13 protein-coding genes and 1 tRNA gene are annotated in these 16,440 nt (G+C 68.6%); 2 read left to right on the forward strand and 12 right to left on the reverse strand.

All coding sequences use genetic code 11. The features are described from left to right. Window positions 1–28: 28 nt before the first annotated feature. The 5 genes from AB4Z55_RS06765 to AB4Z55_RS06785 form a co-directional block, all read right to left on the reverse strand. Window positions 29–1,633 (reverse strand): DUF222 domain-containing protein, encoded by a 1,605-nt coding sequence (locus tag AB4Z55_RS06765; protein ID WP_369519438.1) that lies wholly within the window; start codon window positions 1,631–1,633, stop codon window positions 29–31. A 157-nt stretch (window positions 1,634–1,790) separates the two neighbouring features. Further along, the gene (locus tag AB4Z55_RS06770) at window positions 1,791–2,666 is read right to left on the reverse strand and encodes a VWA domain-containing protein (RefSeq protein WP_369519439.1); all 876 of its coding nucleotides are present in this window, start codon (window positions 2,664–2,666) and stop codon (window positions 1,791–1,793) included. Window positions 2,667–2,771: 105 nt separating this feature from the next. Continuing rightward, entirely contained in the window at window positions 2,772–3,704 is a 933-nt protein-coding gene (locus AB4Z55_RS06775) for an AAA family ATPase (protein ID WP_369519440.1), read from the reverse strand. Between the two features lie 14 nt (window positions 3,705–3,718). Beyond that, entirely contained in the window at window positions 3,719–4,573 is an 855-nt protein-coding gene (locus tag AB4Z55_RS06780; protein ID WP_239401628.1) for a mycofactocin-coupled SDR family oxidoreductase, read from the reverse strand. 13 nt (window positions 4,574–4,586) lie between these two features. Then, on the reverse strand, window positions 4,587–5,414 hold the full coding sequence (locus AB4Z55_RS06785; RefSeq protein ID WP_004021919.1) for a mycofactocin-coupled SDR family oxidoreductase: 828 nt from the start codon (window positions 5,412–5,414) through the stop codon (window positions 4,587–4,589). Between the two features lie 131 nt (window positions 5,415–5,545). Between AB4Z55_RS06785 and AB4Z55_RS06790 the strand changes: the two genes are divergently transcribed. Next, the gene (locus AB4Z55_RS06790; protein WP_369519441.1) at window positions 5,546–6,169 is read left to right on the forward strand and encodes a TetR family transcriptional regulator; all 624 of its coding nucleotides are present in this window, start codon (window positions 5,546–5,548) and stop codon (window positions 6,167–6,169) included. A 35-nt stretch (window positions 6,170–6,204) separates the two neighbouring features. On the opposite strand, the gene selB is transcribed toward AB4Z55_RS06790, so the two are convergent. From selB to AB4Z55_RS06810, 4 genes are all read right to left on the reverse strand, one after another. Beyond that, complete coding sequence (gene selB, locus AB4Z55_RS06795) at window positions 6,205–7,998, reverse strand: selenocysteine-specific translation elongation factor (protein WP_369519442.1); 1,794 nt, start codon at window positions 7,996–7,998, stop codon at window positions 6,205–6,207. Between the two features lie 38 nt (window positions 7,999–8,036). Continuing rightward, window positions 8,037–9,353 carry an L-seryl-tRNA(Sec) selenium transferase gene (gene selA / locus AB4Z55_RS06800; protein ID WP_354561106.1) on the reverse strand — a complete coding sequence of 439 codons (1,317 nt, stop codon included), beginning with the start codon at window positions 9,351–9,353 and terminating at the stop codon, window positions 8,037–8,039. A gap of 123 nt (window positions 9,354–9,476) precedes the next feature. Beyond that, window positions 9,477–9,571: transfer RNA gene (locus AB4Z55_RS06805), tRNA-Sec, on the reverse strand. A gap of 34 nt (window positions 9,572–9,605) precedes the next feature. Next, window positions 9,606–9,896, reverse strand: coding sequence for a hypothetical protein (locus AB4Z55_RS06810; protein ID WP_369519443.1), 291 nt, complete (start codon window positions 9,894–9,896; stop codon window positions 9,606–9,608). Window positions 9,897–9,961: 65 nt separating this feature from the next. Between AB4Z55_RS06810 and selD the strand changes: the two genes are divergently transcribed. Next, a complete protein-coding gene (selD, locus tag AB4Z55_RS06815; RefSeq protein ID WP_354561104.1) occupies window positions 9,962–10,957 on the forward strand; it encodes a selenide, water dikinase SelD in 996 nt (331 codons plus the stop codon). 38 nt (window positions 10,958–10,995) lie between these two features. Here selD and nrfD read toward each other — a convergent pair whose 3' ends face one another. The 3 genes from nrfD to fdh are packed head-to-tail and all read right to left on the reverse strand — an operon-like array spanning window position 10,996 to window position 16,433. After that, complete coding sequence (gene nrfD / locus AB4Z55_RS06820) at window positions 10,996–12,108, reverse strand: NrfD/PsrC family molybdoenzyme membrane anchor subunit (protein WP_369519444.1); 1,113 nt, start codon at window positions 12,106–12,108, stop codon at window positions 10,996–10,998. Beyond that, complete coding sequence (locus AB4Z55_RS06825) at window positions 12,105–13,106, reverse strand: 4Fe-4S dicluster domain-containing protein (protein WP_369519445.1); 1,002 nt, start codon at window positions 13,104–13,106, stop codon at window positions 12,105–12,107. The genes nrfD and AB4Z55_RS06825 overlap by 4 nt, the downstream gene beginning before the upstream one ends. Beyond that, window positions 13,107–16,433, reverse strand: coding sequence for a formate dehydrogenase (fdh, locus tag AB4Z55_RS06830; RefSeq protein ID WP_369519446.1), 3,327 nt, complete (start codon window positions 16,431–16,433; stop codon window positions 13,107–13,109). Window positions 16,434–16,440: the final 7 nt, after the last annotated feature.

The raw sequence follows: 16,440 nt of genomic DNA on the forward strand, positions 1-16,440 counted from the left end.
GATGGGTCCCTTTGTCGTTGTGCATGGTTCAAAGGGTGGCGAGTAGCTCCATGAGGTGTGCTTCGACGAGGGAAGGTCGGGGTGGGGGTGGTCCGGGTCGGGGTGGTCGGACGTCGATGACGTGGCTGATTGTCAGCCATGATTGGCGTGCTTGATCGTCGGGCCGGGTTGGTGGTCCGTGGATCTCGGTGCGCACGGTGTTCAGATGTTCTGAGAACCGCCGGGGTATGTCGGGTCGGCGGTTGATGCGTTCGTTGGGTGGTGCTCCGGGTTCGGCATTGAGTTGCCAGACGCAGCGGCCTTCGTCGGGGCCGGACCGGACGATCCGGGTGGTGTATTGCCCGGGTTGGTCGCCGACCATCCGATTGTGGCGGGGGCAGGCCGGGGCGAGGTCGTCGATGTCGGTGAGACCGCCCTTGGCCCAATCCTTGTGGGCGTGATGGAGTTCGACGTGGGTGGCGGGCTGATCGCAACCGGGCGCCGAGCACACTTCCCCGTCGGGGCGGGCGAAGGAGACGAGGCGTTGTTCGCGGGTGGCCAGACGTCTGCCTCTACCGAAGTACAAGGGCACGGCGGTGTGATCTTTGAAGATCGCCAGCCACGGCTGAACCTCGCCGGCCATCGCGATCAGGTCAGCGATGGGCAGCAGGGTTCCGGTGGCGGTGGTGGCGAGTCCGGCTTCGCGGATCAGGTCACTGAGGTCGGCTTTGATGATCAGATGGGCGGGCAGGCCGCGGTGCGATGTTCCGAGAATCCCGTCGGCGAAGCCGGCGGTGAGTGCGGCGTCGAGCGCATCGTGATTCGTCTGGGCGAGGGTGCGGCCGTCACGATCGGCTGCGAGCGCGAGGGCGTCGGGGTCGGCGGTGCCGGCGGGTCCGCTGGGTGAGTTGGGGTCGTCGGGGTTGTTGAGTCCGGGTTTGCCCCAGACGGCGAACATCATCGTAAGCCGGGCAACTAGTTCGGGGGTCAGGGTGCCGGAGATCTTCGCGGTGCCATCGGCGCGTTGGCGGCCGATCCACAGGTTGCGGCGCCGTTTCTGGTCGGTGTCGTCGGACAGGGTGCCGTCCGGGTCGAGATGAGCAAGCAACCGCGCACCGAGCTGGGTGATGTCGGCCGGTGTGTGATCGGCAGCGATCTCGGCCATCTGCCGTTCGGCAGCGACTTTCACGTCGTGTTCGACGGCGTGGGGGATCTGGTCGAGGACGTCGAGGGCGGCCTGGACGTGCGCGCTGCCGACAGACCCTGCGGCGAATGCTTCGGCCAGGGTGGGGTGTTCGGGTGGTAGGACCTCGCCACCCAGGCTGGTGCGGGTGGCGGTGGCGTCCATCTGCTTACGGCGGCGCACAGGGTTGGATACCCGCAGCCGGTGGGTCATGAACTGCATGAGCGTGCGGCAGCCCGTCTTGCGGGGAAGGTCGCGGGCCTCGGCCTGATCGATCTGCCGGTCACCGGCCACGGTCAGTCGCGCGATGGCGCGTTCGGTGTCGGCTGCGACCTCGGTGAGTTCGGCATCGGTACACGGAGACAGGTCCACGGTCTGCAGTTCGTCGAGGATCGCATGCAGGTCGGCCACCAACTCGACCGCACGAGGGGTCGGCGCGTCGGTGCCGTCGTGCCGTTGGGTATCTGTCATGACGGCCACCCCCCCCGGCGAGAGCCGTTGCTGCGAATGTACGTTCGAGTGTACACGAACGGGAACGCATGGCAAGACCAAAAATACTGTTGTGCAACCGTATTCGACGGCAATAGATTGTCGGGGCCATGTGATAAGGGCGGTTATCCGCCACCGCCTAGGCGAAGATCGCCTGGAGTGCGGGCACCACGTCGTGGTGGTCCCGGATCGGCCGGCACCGGCCCCGGCCGATGAGCGCCAAGTCCTTCCCGAGTTCGGCGTCGTGCTCCCCCGAGATGTCGAGCAGCACGTCGAGACGGGGGAGTCGGCCGGCCACGTCCCGGGGGTCGGGTCCCGCGTTGTGGACGCAGTCGCTCAACAGGATCACGCGAGCGTCTGCGCGAGGTGCGCCGGCCAGCTGTTCGAGGGCGGTCTGCAGCGGGAAGGCCACGTTGGTCAGGCCCTGTGCGGGCAGTGCGAGGAGTTCGTCGACGAGTTGTTCGGTGGTGACCGGTCGGCCGAGAGGGACGATGAGCGCGGCGTCGGACCAGAAGGCGATAACGGCGAGGTCGTCGCGACCGAGTTCACCGGCGAGTGCGCCGGCTGTCGCGGCCGCGGTGCGGACCTGCTCGCCGCGGGCGGAGCCGGACACGTCGACCGCCAGCACGATGGAGCGTCGGCGCCGGACGCGCTCGCGCACGCGGATGTCGTCGTCCTCGGGAATCGGGTTGCCGATGAGTGCCTCGAGGGTCGCGTCGAGATCGAGCTCATCGGAGCCACCCCGCCAACGCTGGGTCGTGAGTACACCGTTGGCGCTGCGGCGTGCGTTCCGTGTCTCCACGGGACGTGCGAGTCGGAGTCGTCTGGCGAGTCCGATCGCCCGCTCTCGCGCGACCGGGTCGGTCTGTGCCGCAGGGGAATCGTCGTCACGGGTACCTGCGTCATCGGTGACCGCGACGACCGCACCCGAGGTCCCGCGGGGCACGTCCCGGGCACGTCCACGTCGACCGATCGGGACGACGGCGCCGCCGCGGCCCGCGGGCTCGAACAGCATCGGGCTTTCCGACAGCTGTTTGGGTCTGCGCCGCAGTGGCTTCCGTCGACGGGGTTGAGTGCTGACCGAATCGCGCCGGAGCGGTGAATCGGCGTCGACCGCTCTTCAACCCGGGTCGGCCGCCGCCGGCGCCAGTAGGAAGTGGTTCTGCCAGATCTCGCCGAGCACCTGTTCGGCGGTGGTGAACGCGACGTCGTCGAGATGGATCCGCCCGGACAGGGCAACCTGCATGGCGTCGAGGAAGGTGGCGGTGTACGCCGACGGCAGGTCGCGTGGCGGTTCGACCGCGTCGTCGACCGGGACGGTTGTGCCGCGCATCTCGCACAGCTGGTGCGCGAGGAGTGCGGTGTCGATCGCTCCGCGTACGCTGCTGCCCTGACGGACGGCGTCGTGTCGACGGGTGTCGCGGGTGACGGCGACGGCATCCGCGACCACTCTCGCCGACGACAATTCTGTCCTGCGCGAAACGATCTCGCGCTCCGCCGCGTCGTCCTGATAGTCGACGACCAGCCGGCACATGCGATCGTAGACCGAGGTCGACAGGCGCGTGGTGCCGACATTGTCGAAGGGATTCATCGACGCCACGATGCGAAAACTTGGCTGGGCGGCGATGGTGCCGACGCGCGGGACGGTGATGGTCCGCTCGGCCATCGCGGTGAGCAGAGTGTCGATGGTGTCCTCCGGCGCGCGGTTGAACTCCTCGACATAGAGGAACCCGCCGGCGCGCATGGCCTCGATGAGCGGGCCGTCGACGAAGTTGTCGGGGGAGTAGTCCTCGCGCAAGACCCGCGCCGGGTTGTGGTGCCCCACCAGGCGTCCGGGAGTCAGGTCGGCATTGCCCTCCACCAGGACGAGTGGGATGCCCCAGTCGGCGGTGATCGAGCGCAGTAGCGTGCTCTTGGATGTGCCCGGTGGGCCTTCCAGGATCAGGTCCCGGCCTGCGGCCACCGCGGCCAGGACGAGGTCGAGTTCGCGATCGCGGCCGACGACCTCGGCGGCGATCCGTGCCCGGATCGCCGCGAGGCCATGCGTCTCCATCGGCCGAAGTGAGGTCACCTGACCGGTTCCTGGTTGACCCCGGTGAGGAGAAGGTGACCGGCATCCACCGGGATGGTCACGCCCGTGACAGAAGCTGCCAGGTCCGAGTTCAGGTACAGGGCGGTGTTCGCGATCACCTCGGGTGGCATGAACGAGTGCCCCTTGAGTGCGTGGAAGTGATATCCGCCCTCGATCAGGTCGTCGGGGGTGCCGCCCTCGTGGCCGGCGAACATGTCCCACGCGCCCTGCTGATCGGTCATCGGAGTACGGATCGCGCCCGGATTGATGGAGTTGCAGCGAATTCCGTGCGGCGCGAGCTCCAGCGCTATGTTCTTCATCAGCCCGATCACGCCATGTTTCGTGGCCACGTAGTGCGCGTAGTTCATGCCGGGTTCGAGTCCGTTCACCGACGAAGTGATGACGATCGATCCGCTCTGTCGCTCGATCATGTGCGGTGCAACGGCTTTGGCGGACTTCCACACCCCGGTGAGGTTGACATCCATCATGTCCGACCACATCTGTTCGGACATCTCCCAGAACGGGGCGCGGGTCCAGATGCCGGCGTTGGCGATCAGGACATCGATCTTGCCGAACTCGGTGATCCCCGCGGCCACCGCGTCGTCGAGTTGCGTCTGATCGCGGACGTCGGCGTCGAAGGTCAGAGCCCGCCGGTCGAGCGCTTCGACCTGGCGCACGGTTTCGGTCATGTCATCGGCTGTGGCCAGCGGATATTCGACGGAGTCGAGCTGCCGGGTGATGTCGAGCAGGATGACGTCCGCGCCCTCGCGGGCGGAGGTGAGCGCGTGCGCGCGACCCTGGCCACGGGCTCCGCCGGTGATCAGTACGGTCTTGCCGTCGAGAAGTCCCATGTCGATGCCCCCTCTACAGTCGTCCGCCGGCGTCGACGACGTGGGTGGTCCCGGTGACATAGCGACCGTCGTCGGAGACGAGGTAGAGGACCGCGTTCGAGATGTCGACCGGTTCAACCATCGACACCGGCAGCCTGTTCAATTCTCGGGCGGCTTCCTCGAAATCGGCTCGGGTGGGTTGCTCGATGTCGGGACGGAAGAGTTTGTAGGTGGCGTCGTTGAGGATCATCTCGGTCGCCACCGTGGTCGGGTGCACCGTGTTTACGCGAATACTCTGCGGCGCCAACTCTTTCGCGAGGACCTGCATCATGCCGATCAGTCCTGCCTTGGCCGCGGAGTAGTGCGCGATGTTCTCGTTGGCCCACATCGCGGCGAGTGAACTGGTCAGGACGATCGAGCCGCCGCGCCCACCGGCGACGATGTGTGGTGCCGCCGCGCGAACGGTCTTCCACACTCCGGTCAGGTTGATGTCGATCATGGTCTGCCACATGGTCTCGTCCATCTCGAGAGTGGGCGCCATGGTGCTGATACCGGCGTTGGCGAGGACGATGTCGATGCGGCCGAGCTGTGCCACCCCGTCGTCGGCGGCCTGCTTCAGCGCGGACAGGTCACGCACGTCGGCCTCGGTGGCGATGATCCGGCGGTCGAGTGCCTCCACCTCGCGCACGGTCTCCTCGAGGTCCCCCGGGCGGGCGGTGTCGTAGGGGACGGTCTCGACCTGCTGGGAGACATCGACCGCGATGATGTCCGCGCCCTCCTGGGCCAGGCGTATCGCGTGACTGCGTCCCTGACCGCGTGCGGCTCCGGTGATGAAGGCGACCTTGCCCTCGAGTTTGCCCATGGTGATCCCTTCGACACGACGTGCGACGAGTGATGCACGTCTCACCGGTGACGATATGTCACAGCGTGCCATAACGGTGCCGAAACCGACTTTTCCGGTGTCAGGCGTCCGCGGCAGGCGGGGGTGACACGATGGCGGGCATGGAAACCGCACGGTCTGAGGAGGTGCGCGTCGACCGGGGCGGCCGTCCCGCCACGACCAGCGCGCATGAGCTCGCCGCACGAGCACAGGAATTGTTCCTCGAGCGCGGCTTCGAGAAGACGAGTGTGGGCGACATCGCCGATGCGGCGGGAGTCAGCCGCCGGACCTTCTTTCGCTACTTTCCGACGAAGGCCGACGTGGTGTGGGTCGAGTCGGCGGCCGAACTCGATCACTTCCGCCGGCTCGTCGCAGCGGCGTCCACCGACACGCCACCCCACCTGACGGTGACCGAAGCGTTCATCACGGCGATCGATCACGGACGAGCCGAAGAGCGGTGGGCGCGTCATCGGGCGCAACTCATTCTCACCGTGCCCGCAGTGCAGGCGCAGGCGAATGTCGTCTATCGGCAGTGGCGGACGGTCATCGCCGACCACGTCCGGACGCGTGCCGCCGGTCGTGGCGACGACGCGTACCCGACCGCGGTGGCGTACGCGGTCATCGCCGGATCATCTGCTGCACACGAGATGTGGCTCCGACGAGACGATCTCGAGCTCGGGCACTGTCTTCGGCGCATGTTCGACTCCATGGTGCCGGGGCCGCCGTCCGACAGCTGACTCGGACGAGTCCGTCGAGCCGCCTCGCGTCGAGTTCACCGCACGACCTCGCGGTGCCCGGCGTCGATGCGGCGGGTCCACCTGCGGGAGTCGAGATACTCGAGCAGCGGGATCACCACGCGCCGAGTGGTTCCCAGCGCCTGACGGGCGGCACTGGTGGTGAACGGTTGATCGAGCGAGGCGAGGATGCGCATCGCCATGGCTGGGGCGGCCGGCAACAGCACGACCCCGTCGCGTAACCGGAGCACTCGTCCCGTGTGCTCGGCTGCGGCCAGTTCCCTGGCGCCCAGTCCGAGTGTGCTGAGGTCGTCGGCCTCGGGAGCACGAAACGGTTGGTCGGTGAGACGTCGCTCCAAGGCGCGGACCGCGTCCTCGGCGTCGCCGAGGGAGGGGATGTGGCCGGGCACCGACAGATGGCCATCGGAAGACGCGAGACCCGCCTCGGCGACGACGGCGTCCAGCAACGCCGAGTCCGGCAGACCCAACAGTGCGGGCGCTCCCGCCGCGGACATGCCCGCGGACAACGGGTCCCGCTCGTGCAGCTCGAGAACGGAGGTGTGTAGTCGTCCGGCCCAGGCCGCGAGTGACTCCTCGGCAACCCACCATCCGTCGATCACGCGGACGGACCGGGGTGCGGAGTCCGCGTCGCCGACGAGACCGAGTCGCGCGAGATCGGCGACGCGCACCGCGCCCCGTCGCATGACCTCCTCGGCAGCTCCCGCGCCGTCGGTCGTGGCCGCCAGGATTGCCGCTCGACGTGCGGCGTCACCCCGGCGAGTCAGTGGCGGCGGATCGGGGTGCAGGACGACGCCGCCGCCGACGATCCGCTGCCCGGGATCACGCAGTACCACCCGGTCTCCGTTCGACAGCGGGAGAGCGTGGGCGAGCGTGAGTCGGCCATGATCGGGGTCGAGCGGTCGCACGCGCACCGGTACCGCGGCCGTGCCGATGTGGGCGATCAGGTGCTCGGGGGCCTCGTCGAACGGCGTGCCGCTCGCGCGTCGTAGGTCGATGAGGGCGGACGCGTGCCAGGCGCCCGGAGTCACGAGCGCGTCACCGCGCGCGACGTCGTCGACACCCGCACCGCGGAGGTTGACCGCGACCCGGCTGACCGGACCGGCGGTCGCGAGAGTCGTGCCCTCGCTCTGCAATCCGCGAACATCGACCCGGCGGCCGCCGTGGGGAGTATGTAGTTCCAGGGTGTCGCCGACCGAGATCGTTCCCGACGCCAAGGTGCCCGTGACGACCGTACCGGCCCCGGTGCGGGTGAACACCCGGTCGACCCAGAACCGCACACGACCGGAGGACGGTGGCGAAGGTGACTGCGCGAGAACATCATCGAGGGTCGTGCGCAACTCGTCGATGCCGGAGTGGTCGATTGCGGACACCACCACCGCGGGGACATGGGCAAGACCGGTGTCGCCCAGCCGGCGTCGCGCTTCGTCGATCACCTCGCGGATGCGATCGGCCGATGCCCGGTCGGCGCGGGTGACGACCAGCAGTCCGGATTCGATGCCGAGTGCGGTGACGGCGTCGCGGTGGTCGTCGGACTGGGCACGCCACCCCTCGTCGGCGGCCACGACGAACAGGACGACCGGCGCAGGTCCCAGGCCGGCCAACATGTTCGGGATGAACCGCTCGTGACCGGGGACGTCGACGAAAGCCACATCGGCACCGGAAGGCAGTGTCGTCCAGGCGAAGCCGAGGTCGATGGTCAGGCCGCGGCGTCGTTCCTCCTCCCACCGGTCCGGTTCGATGCCGGTCAGAGCCCGCACCAGTGTGGACTTGCCATGGTCCACGTGTCCGGCGGTGGCGACCACGTATTTCATGAGCAGTACTTCATGCGCTGAACTTCATGATTCGGGGATCACAGTTCGTCCAGGGCCTGCACGATCGCGGCGAGGAGTCGCGGGTCGTCGGCCTCGGGGACGCACCGCACGTCGACGAGACATGCGTCGTCGTGGACGCGGGGCAGCACGGCGGGATCGCCGAGGCGGAGGCGTTCGGCCGCGGCGACCGGGAGTCGCACTGCCCACCCTGGTAGCGGCACACCGGGTGCGCCACCGCCACCTACCCGCCCGTCGTGTGCGACGACCGGGAAACCGAGTGCAGTAGCCAGGGATTCAGTGCGTACACGAAGGTTCTCGGAGTCGGCATGGAGGTACTCCCAGACCGGCGGCCGCGGCCCGCCGACGGTGGCCTCCATGGCGGCGAGTGCGAGCTTGTCCGCGCGAACCGCCCGCGCCAGAGGGTGTTTCGCCAACCGTTGCACGAGAGTTGGATCACCGAGGAGGAGTCCGGCCTGCGGACCGCCCAGGAGCTTGTCGCCGCTCGCGATCACCAGATCGGCACCGGATTCCAGTGTCGTCGTCGCGTCCGGCTCGTCGGGCAGCAGCGGGTCTGGTCGCAGGAGGCCGCTGCCGATGTCGGCGACGACGGGCACGTCGTGCGCCCGGCCGAGGTCGCGCAGCTCCGCCAGCGAGGTGTCGCTGGTGAAGCCCTCCACGCGGAAATTGCTGGGGTGGACCTTGAGGATGGCACCGACGTCGTCCGAGGCGAGGGCGTCGGCGTAATCGCGTGCATGGGTCCGGTTGGTCGTACCGACCTCGTGCAGCCGTGCGCCGGTCGACGCGATCAGCTCGGTGAGCCGGAAGCCGGCACCGATCTCGATCATCTCGCCACGGCTGATCACCACCGCCCGGCCGGCGGCCAGCGCGGTCGTCGCGAGCACCAGCGCAGCGGCACCGTTGTTGACCATCAACGCATCTCCGGCGGCGGGACACGCGCGCACGAGCGCCGCGCGGGTGGCCGCCCCGCGCTTCGACCGCGTCCCGGTCCGAAGATCGAGTTCCACATCCACATAGCCCGATGCTGCGACCACTGCTTCGAGCGCGGTGGGGGAGAGTGGCGCCCGACCCAGATTGGTGTGCACGACGACGCCGGTGGCGTTCAGCACCGGGCTTGCCGAGGACGCGCGGTGACCGGAGAGTGCGTCGACGACCGCCTGCTCGACCTCGTCGGGCGGCAGTTCACCGCGCCGCGCGGCGTCCTGGGCGGCACGGATGGTGTCGCGAACCGTCCCGTCGCCCAGCCGCTTTCGCGCGTCGATCGCGGCGGGCAGCGACAGCAGGGCATCGGTGCGAGGAATGCGGCGACGCGGGTCGGTGACGGGGGGCTTCGACACGGCTCCTCGCTTCGCTCGTCACCGGCTCAGCCGGCGGTGGGTGGCTCTCGCCCTGCTTGTCACCGGCTCAGCCGGCGGTGGGTGGCTCTCGCCCTGCTTGTCACCGGCTCAGCCGGCGGTGGGTGGCGGAGGCGGACGGGAATCGAACCCGCCAGACCGAGATACTCGACCTCACCGGTTTTGAAGACCGGGGAGCCCACCAGGACCCATACGCCTCCCTGCGCCGTCCAACGTATCCGACGGCGAGAACCGTCAGTCCTGCTGGTGCGGCCAGTTCCCCTGGGTGATCAGCTCCTCGAAGTGGCGGATCAGCTTCGGATTGAGATCATCCTCGACCGCTCGTCGAAAATCGCCGTCCCACTTCGCAAACCAGTCCTCGTCCCGCTTCATCAGGAAGATGGGCCAGCCGTGGGTGATGTCGAGTTCGTCGCCATACAGGTCGGTGGAACCGTCCTCCCGCATGTACCAGTAGTCGTGACCCGACTCCCAGAACGCCTGTAACTCGTCCGCGGTGACGAAGTACTCGCCGTCTGCCTGCCTCATGTGCCCGATGGTAGCGATCCGCGGTCGGGGACACGTCTGATTGCGTGAGGGCTACCCTCGGCACGGTGACTGTGCGTGATGATGCTCCCGTCCGACTCACCGGCTACGCCCACGGTGGCGGGTGCGCGTGCAAGATCCCGCCGGGCGAGCTCGAGCAGGCGGTCGCCGGGCTGACCGGCCAGGTCGGCGACGACATCATCGTCGGGCTCGACGCCGGGGACGACGCCGCGGCCGTGCGCGTCCGTGACGACCTCGCGGTGCTCTCGACCGCTGACTTCTTCACGCCCGTCGTCGACGATCCCTACGACTGGGGCCGCATCGCCGCCGCGAACGCGCTGTCCGACATCTACGCGATGGGCGGTACCCCCGTCGTCGCGATCAACCTGGTCGGCTGGCCGCGAGGTGTCCTGCCGATGGAGTTGATGACCGAGGTGCTGCGCGGGGGTCTCGACGTCGGGGCGTCGGCGGGCTGCCCGGTCATCGGCGGGCACACCATCGACGACCCGGAACCCAAGTACGGCATGGCGGTGACGGGTGTCGCCCACCCCGACCGGTTGCTGCGCAACGACGCCGCCGAGGCGGGCCTGCCGATCACCCTCACGAAACCGATCGGGGTCGGGTTGCTGAACAACCGGCACAAGCAGACCGGCGAGGTGTTCGACGAGGCGATCGCCCTGATGACGACGCTCAATCGCGACGCTTCGACGGCCGCGGTCGCAGCCGGTGCCCGCGCGGCGACCGACGTCACCGGATTCGGCCTGCTCGGTCACCTGCACAAGTTGTGCCGAGCCTCCGGCGTCGGCGCGGTGCTCGACCGCAGCGCGGTACCCGCGGTGGGCGGCGCGGCCGAGGCCCTGCGCGACGGGTTCGTGTCCGGCGGAACCCGCCGCAACCTCGACTGGGTGCGGCCGCACCTGACCCTCGGTGCCGGGATCACCGACGACGCCCTGCTGTTCCTGGCCGACGCCCAGACATCGGGCGGGCTCCTCGTGGTCGGTGAGGTGCCGGGCTATCCGGTGATCGGAGAGACGGTGGCCGGCTCCGGGATCACGGTGTGCTGACGCTCCTGGCACTCACGGAGCAGAAGCGCTACCCACACTCAGGGCGCGGGCGGTCCGGTGGTGATCGAGTCGTCGGTGATTCCGGCGGCGCGACGGGCCGCGAGGCGCCGTTTTTGCGGTTCGATGGTGTAGCGCGGGTTCTTCGCGGATTCGATCCCGGCATCGAAGACGCCGAAACGTGTGCACGCCGATGCGGCGAGCAACGCCAGTCCCGACGCGACGGCCAGCGGCCGGGACCGGCTGCTGAGGAGGGCGCCGACGCCGCCGACCACGGCCAGCCGCTCACTCCACCGCAGCAGCTTTCCGGCGGTGCCGTCGTGCATCGGTTCGGTCGTCACCGGGTCCATCCGGCGTTCCATGAGTCGCATCGCGGTGAGGTCGCCGATCACGCCGATGGCGGCCAGGGTGCGCGCCGGGGCCGCCTGGCGCGTGGGCGTGGTGACCAGTGCCAGCGCGCTCGACGCCAGGCTCGCCGAACTGACGAACACGAACGGCAGGTCGCGGTGCATGGCGTTCCAGGTCGGCACGGCGGTGTCGGAGAGCAGCACCGCGGTGTAGACCGCGAGCGGCGGTCCCGCGAGACCCGCCGCCAGTCCGGCGGGGGCCTCGACGGCGCGAAGCACCGGACGTAGCGGCCCCAACGGGAGACGTGCCCCGGTCATCCGGTCGATCTCGCCGACCGCGGCCACGCCGAGCGCACCGCTGAACGCCGACAGGATCCACGAGCCGACGCTCATCGGCGAGGTCACCTTGAACGTCCGCAGCATGTTGTAAAAACGGTCGGGGCGGCCGAGATCGGCGACGAGTGCGATCGCGCCCAGACCCACCGCGCCCAGTCCGCCGAGACGGGCGTTGCGGCGCAACACATCGCGTCCCGTGAGCTGTGCGCCGGCGGCGAGCACACCGGAGCCGCCTGCGACACCGCCCAGGAACAGGTAGGCGGCGACCTTCTCGTCCCAGGGCGGCGGTTTGACCACCGGATGGCCGTAGTACGAGGTGAATTCGGCGTCGGGCACCATCGACATCTCACGGTTGCCGTCGCCCTGCCCGAAGTTCTTGCGTGGCTTGCGTTGACCGCCACGACCGAACCCCCGCCCGCGCCGCCGGGGCGGCTCCGGCGGGCGGAACGAATCGAACTCCGACGAGGTCATCGGCCACCGCGCAGGAACGAGAGTGCAGCTGCGGCGAGCATCCCGGCCGCGGCGATGCCGGCGCGTTTGTACATGGCCGGCAGGTCGGCGGTGCACACCCGCGGGTCTGGCGGCAGCCCGTAGACCTCCGGTTCGTCGAGCAGCAAGAACACCGAACCCGTGCCTCCCACACCGTCATTCGGGTTGGCACCGTACAGCCGCGCCTCGGTCATGCCCTGATCGTGCAGCGCCCGCACCCGGGCGTGGGCGTCGTCGACGAGGTCGTCGTGGTCGCCGTACTTGATCGACGTGGTCGGGCAGGTCTTGGCACACGCGGGCGTCTCGTCGTCGACCAGACGGTCGTAACAGAGCGTGCACTTCTGTGCGACACCGCGTTTGGGCACCTCGGGCTGTTCACCCTTGCGCTCGCCGGAACGCGTCGTCGGCGCCGCGGTGCCGTCGGCGCGACGTTCGACGACGCCGAACGGACACCCCGCGACGCACGTCCCGCAGCCGTTGCAGACGTCGTCCTGGATCACCACGGTGCCGAACTCGGTGCGGAACAGCGCGCCGGTCGGGCAGACGTCGAGGCACCCCGCATGGGTGCAGTGCTTGCACACATCCGACGACATCAGCCAGCGGAACTCGGGGGTGTCCGGGAGGGTGGTACCGACCGGTTGATCGGCACCACCGGACCCCTCGGGTTCGGGCATGGCGGGCATCCCGAGACCGACCAGCATGCGGCCGGATTCGCGGGCCTCGGCGATGCGGTCGGAGTTCTGTTCGATGAAGGCGACGTGCCGCCAGGTGCTCGCACCGAGTGCGACGGTGTTGTCGTACGACATCCCGGTCAGCGCCAGGTCGCCGTCGCGCGGGTTGGAGTTCCATTCCTTGCAGGCCACCTCGCAGGCCTTGCAGCCGATGCAGATCGACGTGTCGGTGAAGAACCCTTTTCGTGATTCGTGCGTGGCCCAGTGCGCGTCGACACTGGGGTCGGAGGGTCCGGACAGCTGCCCCATCTACTCGTCCACCTTCCCGGTGATGTGCTGATTGTCTGTCTCGACCGTGACCCCGGCTCGCTCCTGGTAGGCGCGCACCAGGTCGAGCAGTGCCCGACCCTGCGGCCGGCGGCCGGCGACGACGTCGCACGAACCGACCTTGGATTCCTGGATCTGGACGTTCGGATCCAGTGTGACCCCGATGAGGTCGTTCGCGGCGTCACCGCTGACCACCGCGTCGGAACCGACGCCCCAGTGGTAGGGAAGACCGATCTGATGTACCTGCCGGCCGTTGATCGTCAGCGGCATCATGCGGTCGGTCACCAGCACGCGTGCCTCGATCGCGCCGCGCGGCGAGACGATCGTGGCCCAGCCCTCGTTGGTCAGGCCGCGCTCGGCGGCCAGCTCGGACGAGATCTCGCAGAACATCTCCGGCTGCAGCTCCGAGAGGTATGGCGACCACCGGCTCATGCCGCCGGCGGTGTGATGCTCGGTGAGGCGGTACGTGGTGAACACGAACGGATACACCTCGGAGCCCGGGGCATCGCCGCTCGGCGCGTCGAGGTTGTCCACGCGGGGGAACAGGACCCGCGCGGGCGACTGCTGTTGCGGATACAGCGTATTGACCACGGGCGATTCCTGCGGCTCGTAGTGCGTCGGGAGCGGGCCGTCGACCAATCCGCGCGGGGCGTAGAGCCAGCCCTTGCCGTCGGCCTGCATGACGAACGGATCGTCGCCGCACAGGGCTTCGACGCCGCCGACCGAGGGGTCGGGTCGCGCGTCGGGTGCGAGGTCGACGGGGAAGTCGGGTACGTCGGGACCGACCCATCGACCCGCGTCGGCGTCCCATTCCATATACCGCTTGCGCTCGCTCCACGGCCGGCCGTCGGGGTCGGCAGATGCGCGGTTGTAGAGGATTCGACGATCCGCAGGCCACACCCAGCCCCACTCGTGTTGGGTGACACCGCCACCGCCCTGCGGGACCCGGCGGGCGGCGGAGTTCGACGGCCCGTCGGTGTCGGAGCCCGGGTACACGCCGGTGTAGATCCAGCAGCCGCCGGCGGTCGAGCCGTCGCGTCGCATCTGGGTGTAGGACGTGAGGTTCTTGCCTGCGTCGGGGCCGGTCACGTGGTAGCCGTTGATCTCCGACAGCACCGCTTCGGGATCGGGGTTGCCGTGCTGGTCGAGGGGATAGTCCCAGGTGATGTCCAGCAGCGGACGGTCGCGATCGTCGGTCGACCCGGCGAGACGTTCGCGGATGCGCCGTCCGAGCTCGTAGAAGAAGTCCATCTCGCTCTGGCACTGGCCCGGTGGCTCGACGGCCTGGTGACGCCACTGGACCATGCGCTGGGTCTGGGTGAACGAGCCGGCCTTCTCGACGTGTGTGGCCGCGGGCAGAAAGAACACCTCGGTGGCGATGTCTTCGGTGCGTAGCTCGCCGGACTCGATCTCCGGTCCGTCCTTCCACCAGGTGGCCGTCTCGATCATGTTGAGATCGCGGACGACGAGCCACTTGAGGTGCGACATCGCCATCCGCGCCTGGCGGCCGTTGGCCGAACCCACTGCGGGGTTCTGACCGAGGACGAAGTAGCCGTCGACCTTGTCGGCGAGCATGTCGACGGTCGTCTGGAAGGTGCCCGCCGGGCCGGTGAGCCGCGGCAGATGGTCGTAACACCAGTCGTTCTCGGCGGTCGCGGCGTCGCCGAACCACGCCTTGAGGAGACTCACGGTGTAGTCCTCGGCGTTGGCCCAGAAACCCTTCTCGGCCTTCGAGGTGATGGCGTCGATGTACTCGTCGAAGCTGTCGTGCTTGCCTGCCGAGGGCATCGGTAGATAACCGGGCAACAGGTTGAACAGGGTGGGGATGTCCGTGGAACCCTGGATGCTCGCGTGGCCGCGGAGCGCCATGATCCCGCCGCCCGGGCGACCGATGTTGCCGAGCAGGAGCTGCAGAACCGATGCGGCACGGATGAACTGGGCACCGAAGGTGTGCTGGGTCCATCCGGTCGCATACCCGAAGCAGGTGGTGCGCTCGCGTCCGGAGTTGTCGGTGACGGCCCGGGCGAGATAGTCGAAGTCGCGTACCGAGATCCCGCACATGTCGCGCACCATCTCGGGGGTGTAGCGCGAATAGTGGCGCTTGACGATCTGGAACACGCTGCGCGGATGTTCGAGCGAGTCGTCGCGCACCGTCGCACCGTGCTCGAGCGGCGGCCCGCCGGATCCGTGTTCGTGGCCGACGGCGCGGTCCTTGACGGGAGGTCCGTCGTCGGGGTGTCCGGGCGACTCGACCTTGCCGTCCTCGCCGCCGCCACTGTCGTCGGACTGGGCGGCCGGTTCCTCGTATGCCCAACTGGAGGCGTCGTATTCGCCGGTCTCGGCGTCGAACCCGGAGAAGAGGCCGTCGAGGTCCTCGGTGTCGCGGAAGTCCTCCGAGACCAGGGTCGCCGCATTGGTGTAGGCGACGACGTACTCGCGGAAGTACTTCTCGTGCGTGATGGCGTAGTTGATCAGCGCGCCGAGCAGGACGACGTCAGAACCGGCCCGGATCGAGATGTGCTTGTCCGCCACCGCGGAGGTGCGGGTGAAGCGCGGGTCGACATGGATGACCCTCGCGCCCTTGGCTTTCGCCTCCGACACCCACTGGAAACCCACCGGGTGCGCCTCGGCCATGTTGCCGCCCATGAGGACGATGCAATCGGCGTTGGCCATGTCCTGCAGTGATTGCGTCGCGCCGCCGCGTCCGAACGAGGCCCCCAGACCGGGGACCGTGGCGGAGTGTCATATACGTGCCTGGTTCTCGATCTGGATCGCACCCGCGGCGGTGAACAGCTTCTTGATCAGGTAGTTCTCTTCGTTGTCGAGGGTGGCGCCACCGAGCGAGGCGATACCCATCGTGCGCCGGAGCAACCGGCCCTCGTCGTCGTGGTCCTGCCATCCGCGGCGCCTGGCCTCGAGGAAGCGGTCGGCGATCATGTCGATCGCGGCGTCGCGGTCGAGGTCTTGCCACTCCGTCGCATACGGGGCGCGATAGCGGATCGCGGTCTGCCGCATCGGGTTGTTGACCAGCTGCTCGCTCGACGCCCCCTTGGGACAGAGGCGGCCGCGCGAGATCGGTGAGTCGGGATCGCCCTCGATCTGGACGACCTTCTCGTCCTTCACGTACACCTTCTGTCCGCAACCGACCGCGCAGAACGGGCACACACTCTGGACCACGCGGTCCGCGGTGGCGGTGCGCGGTTCGATGCCGCGTGTCTTCGCCGACGTGACCGCCGGCCCGCGTCCGAAGACGTCGCCCGACCGCAGCTGGCGGAACACCGGCCATTCGAGGGGGCTGAAGGCTGGCACGCGTTCG

It is taken from the genome of Gordonia sp. ABKF26, from assembly GCF_041103195.1.
GTDB classification, from domain to species: Bacteria; Actinomycetota; Actinomycetes; order Mycobacteriales; family Mycobacteriaceae; genus Gordonia; species Gordonia terrae.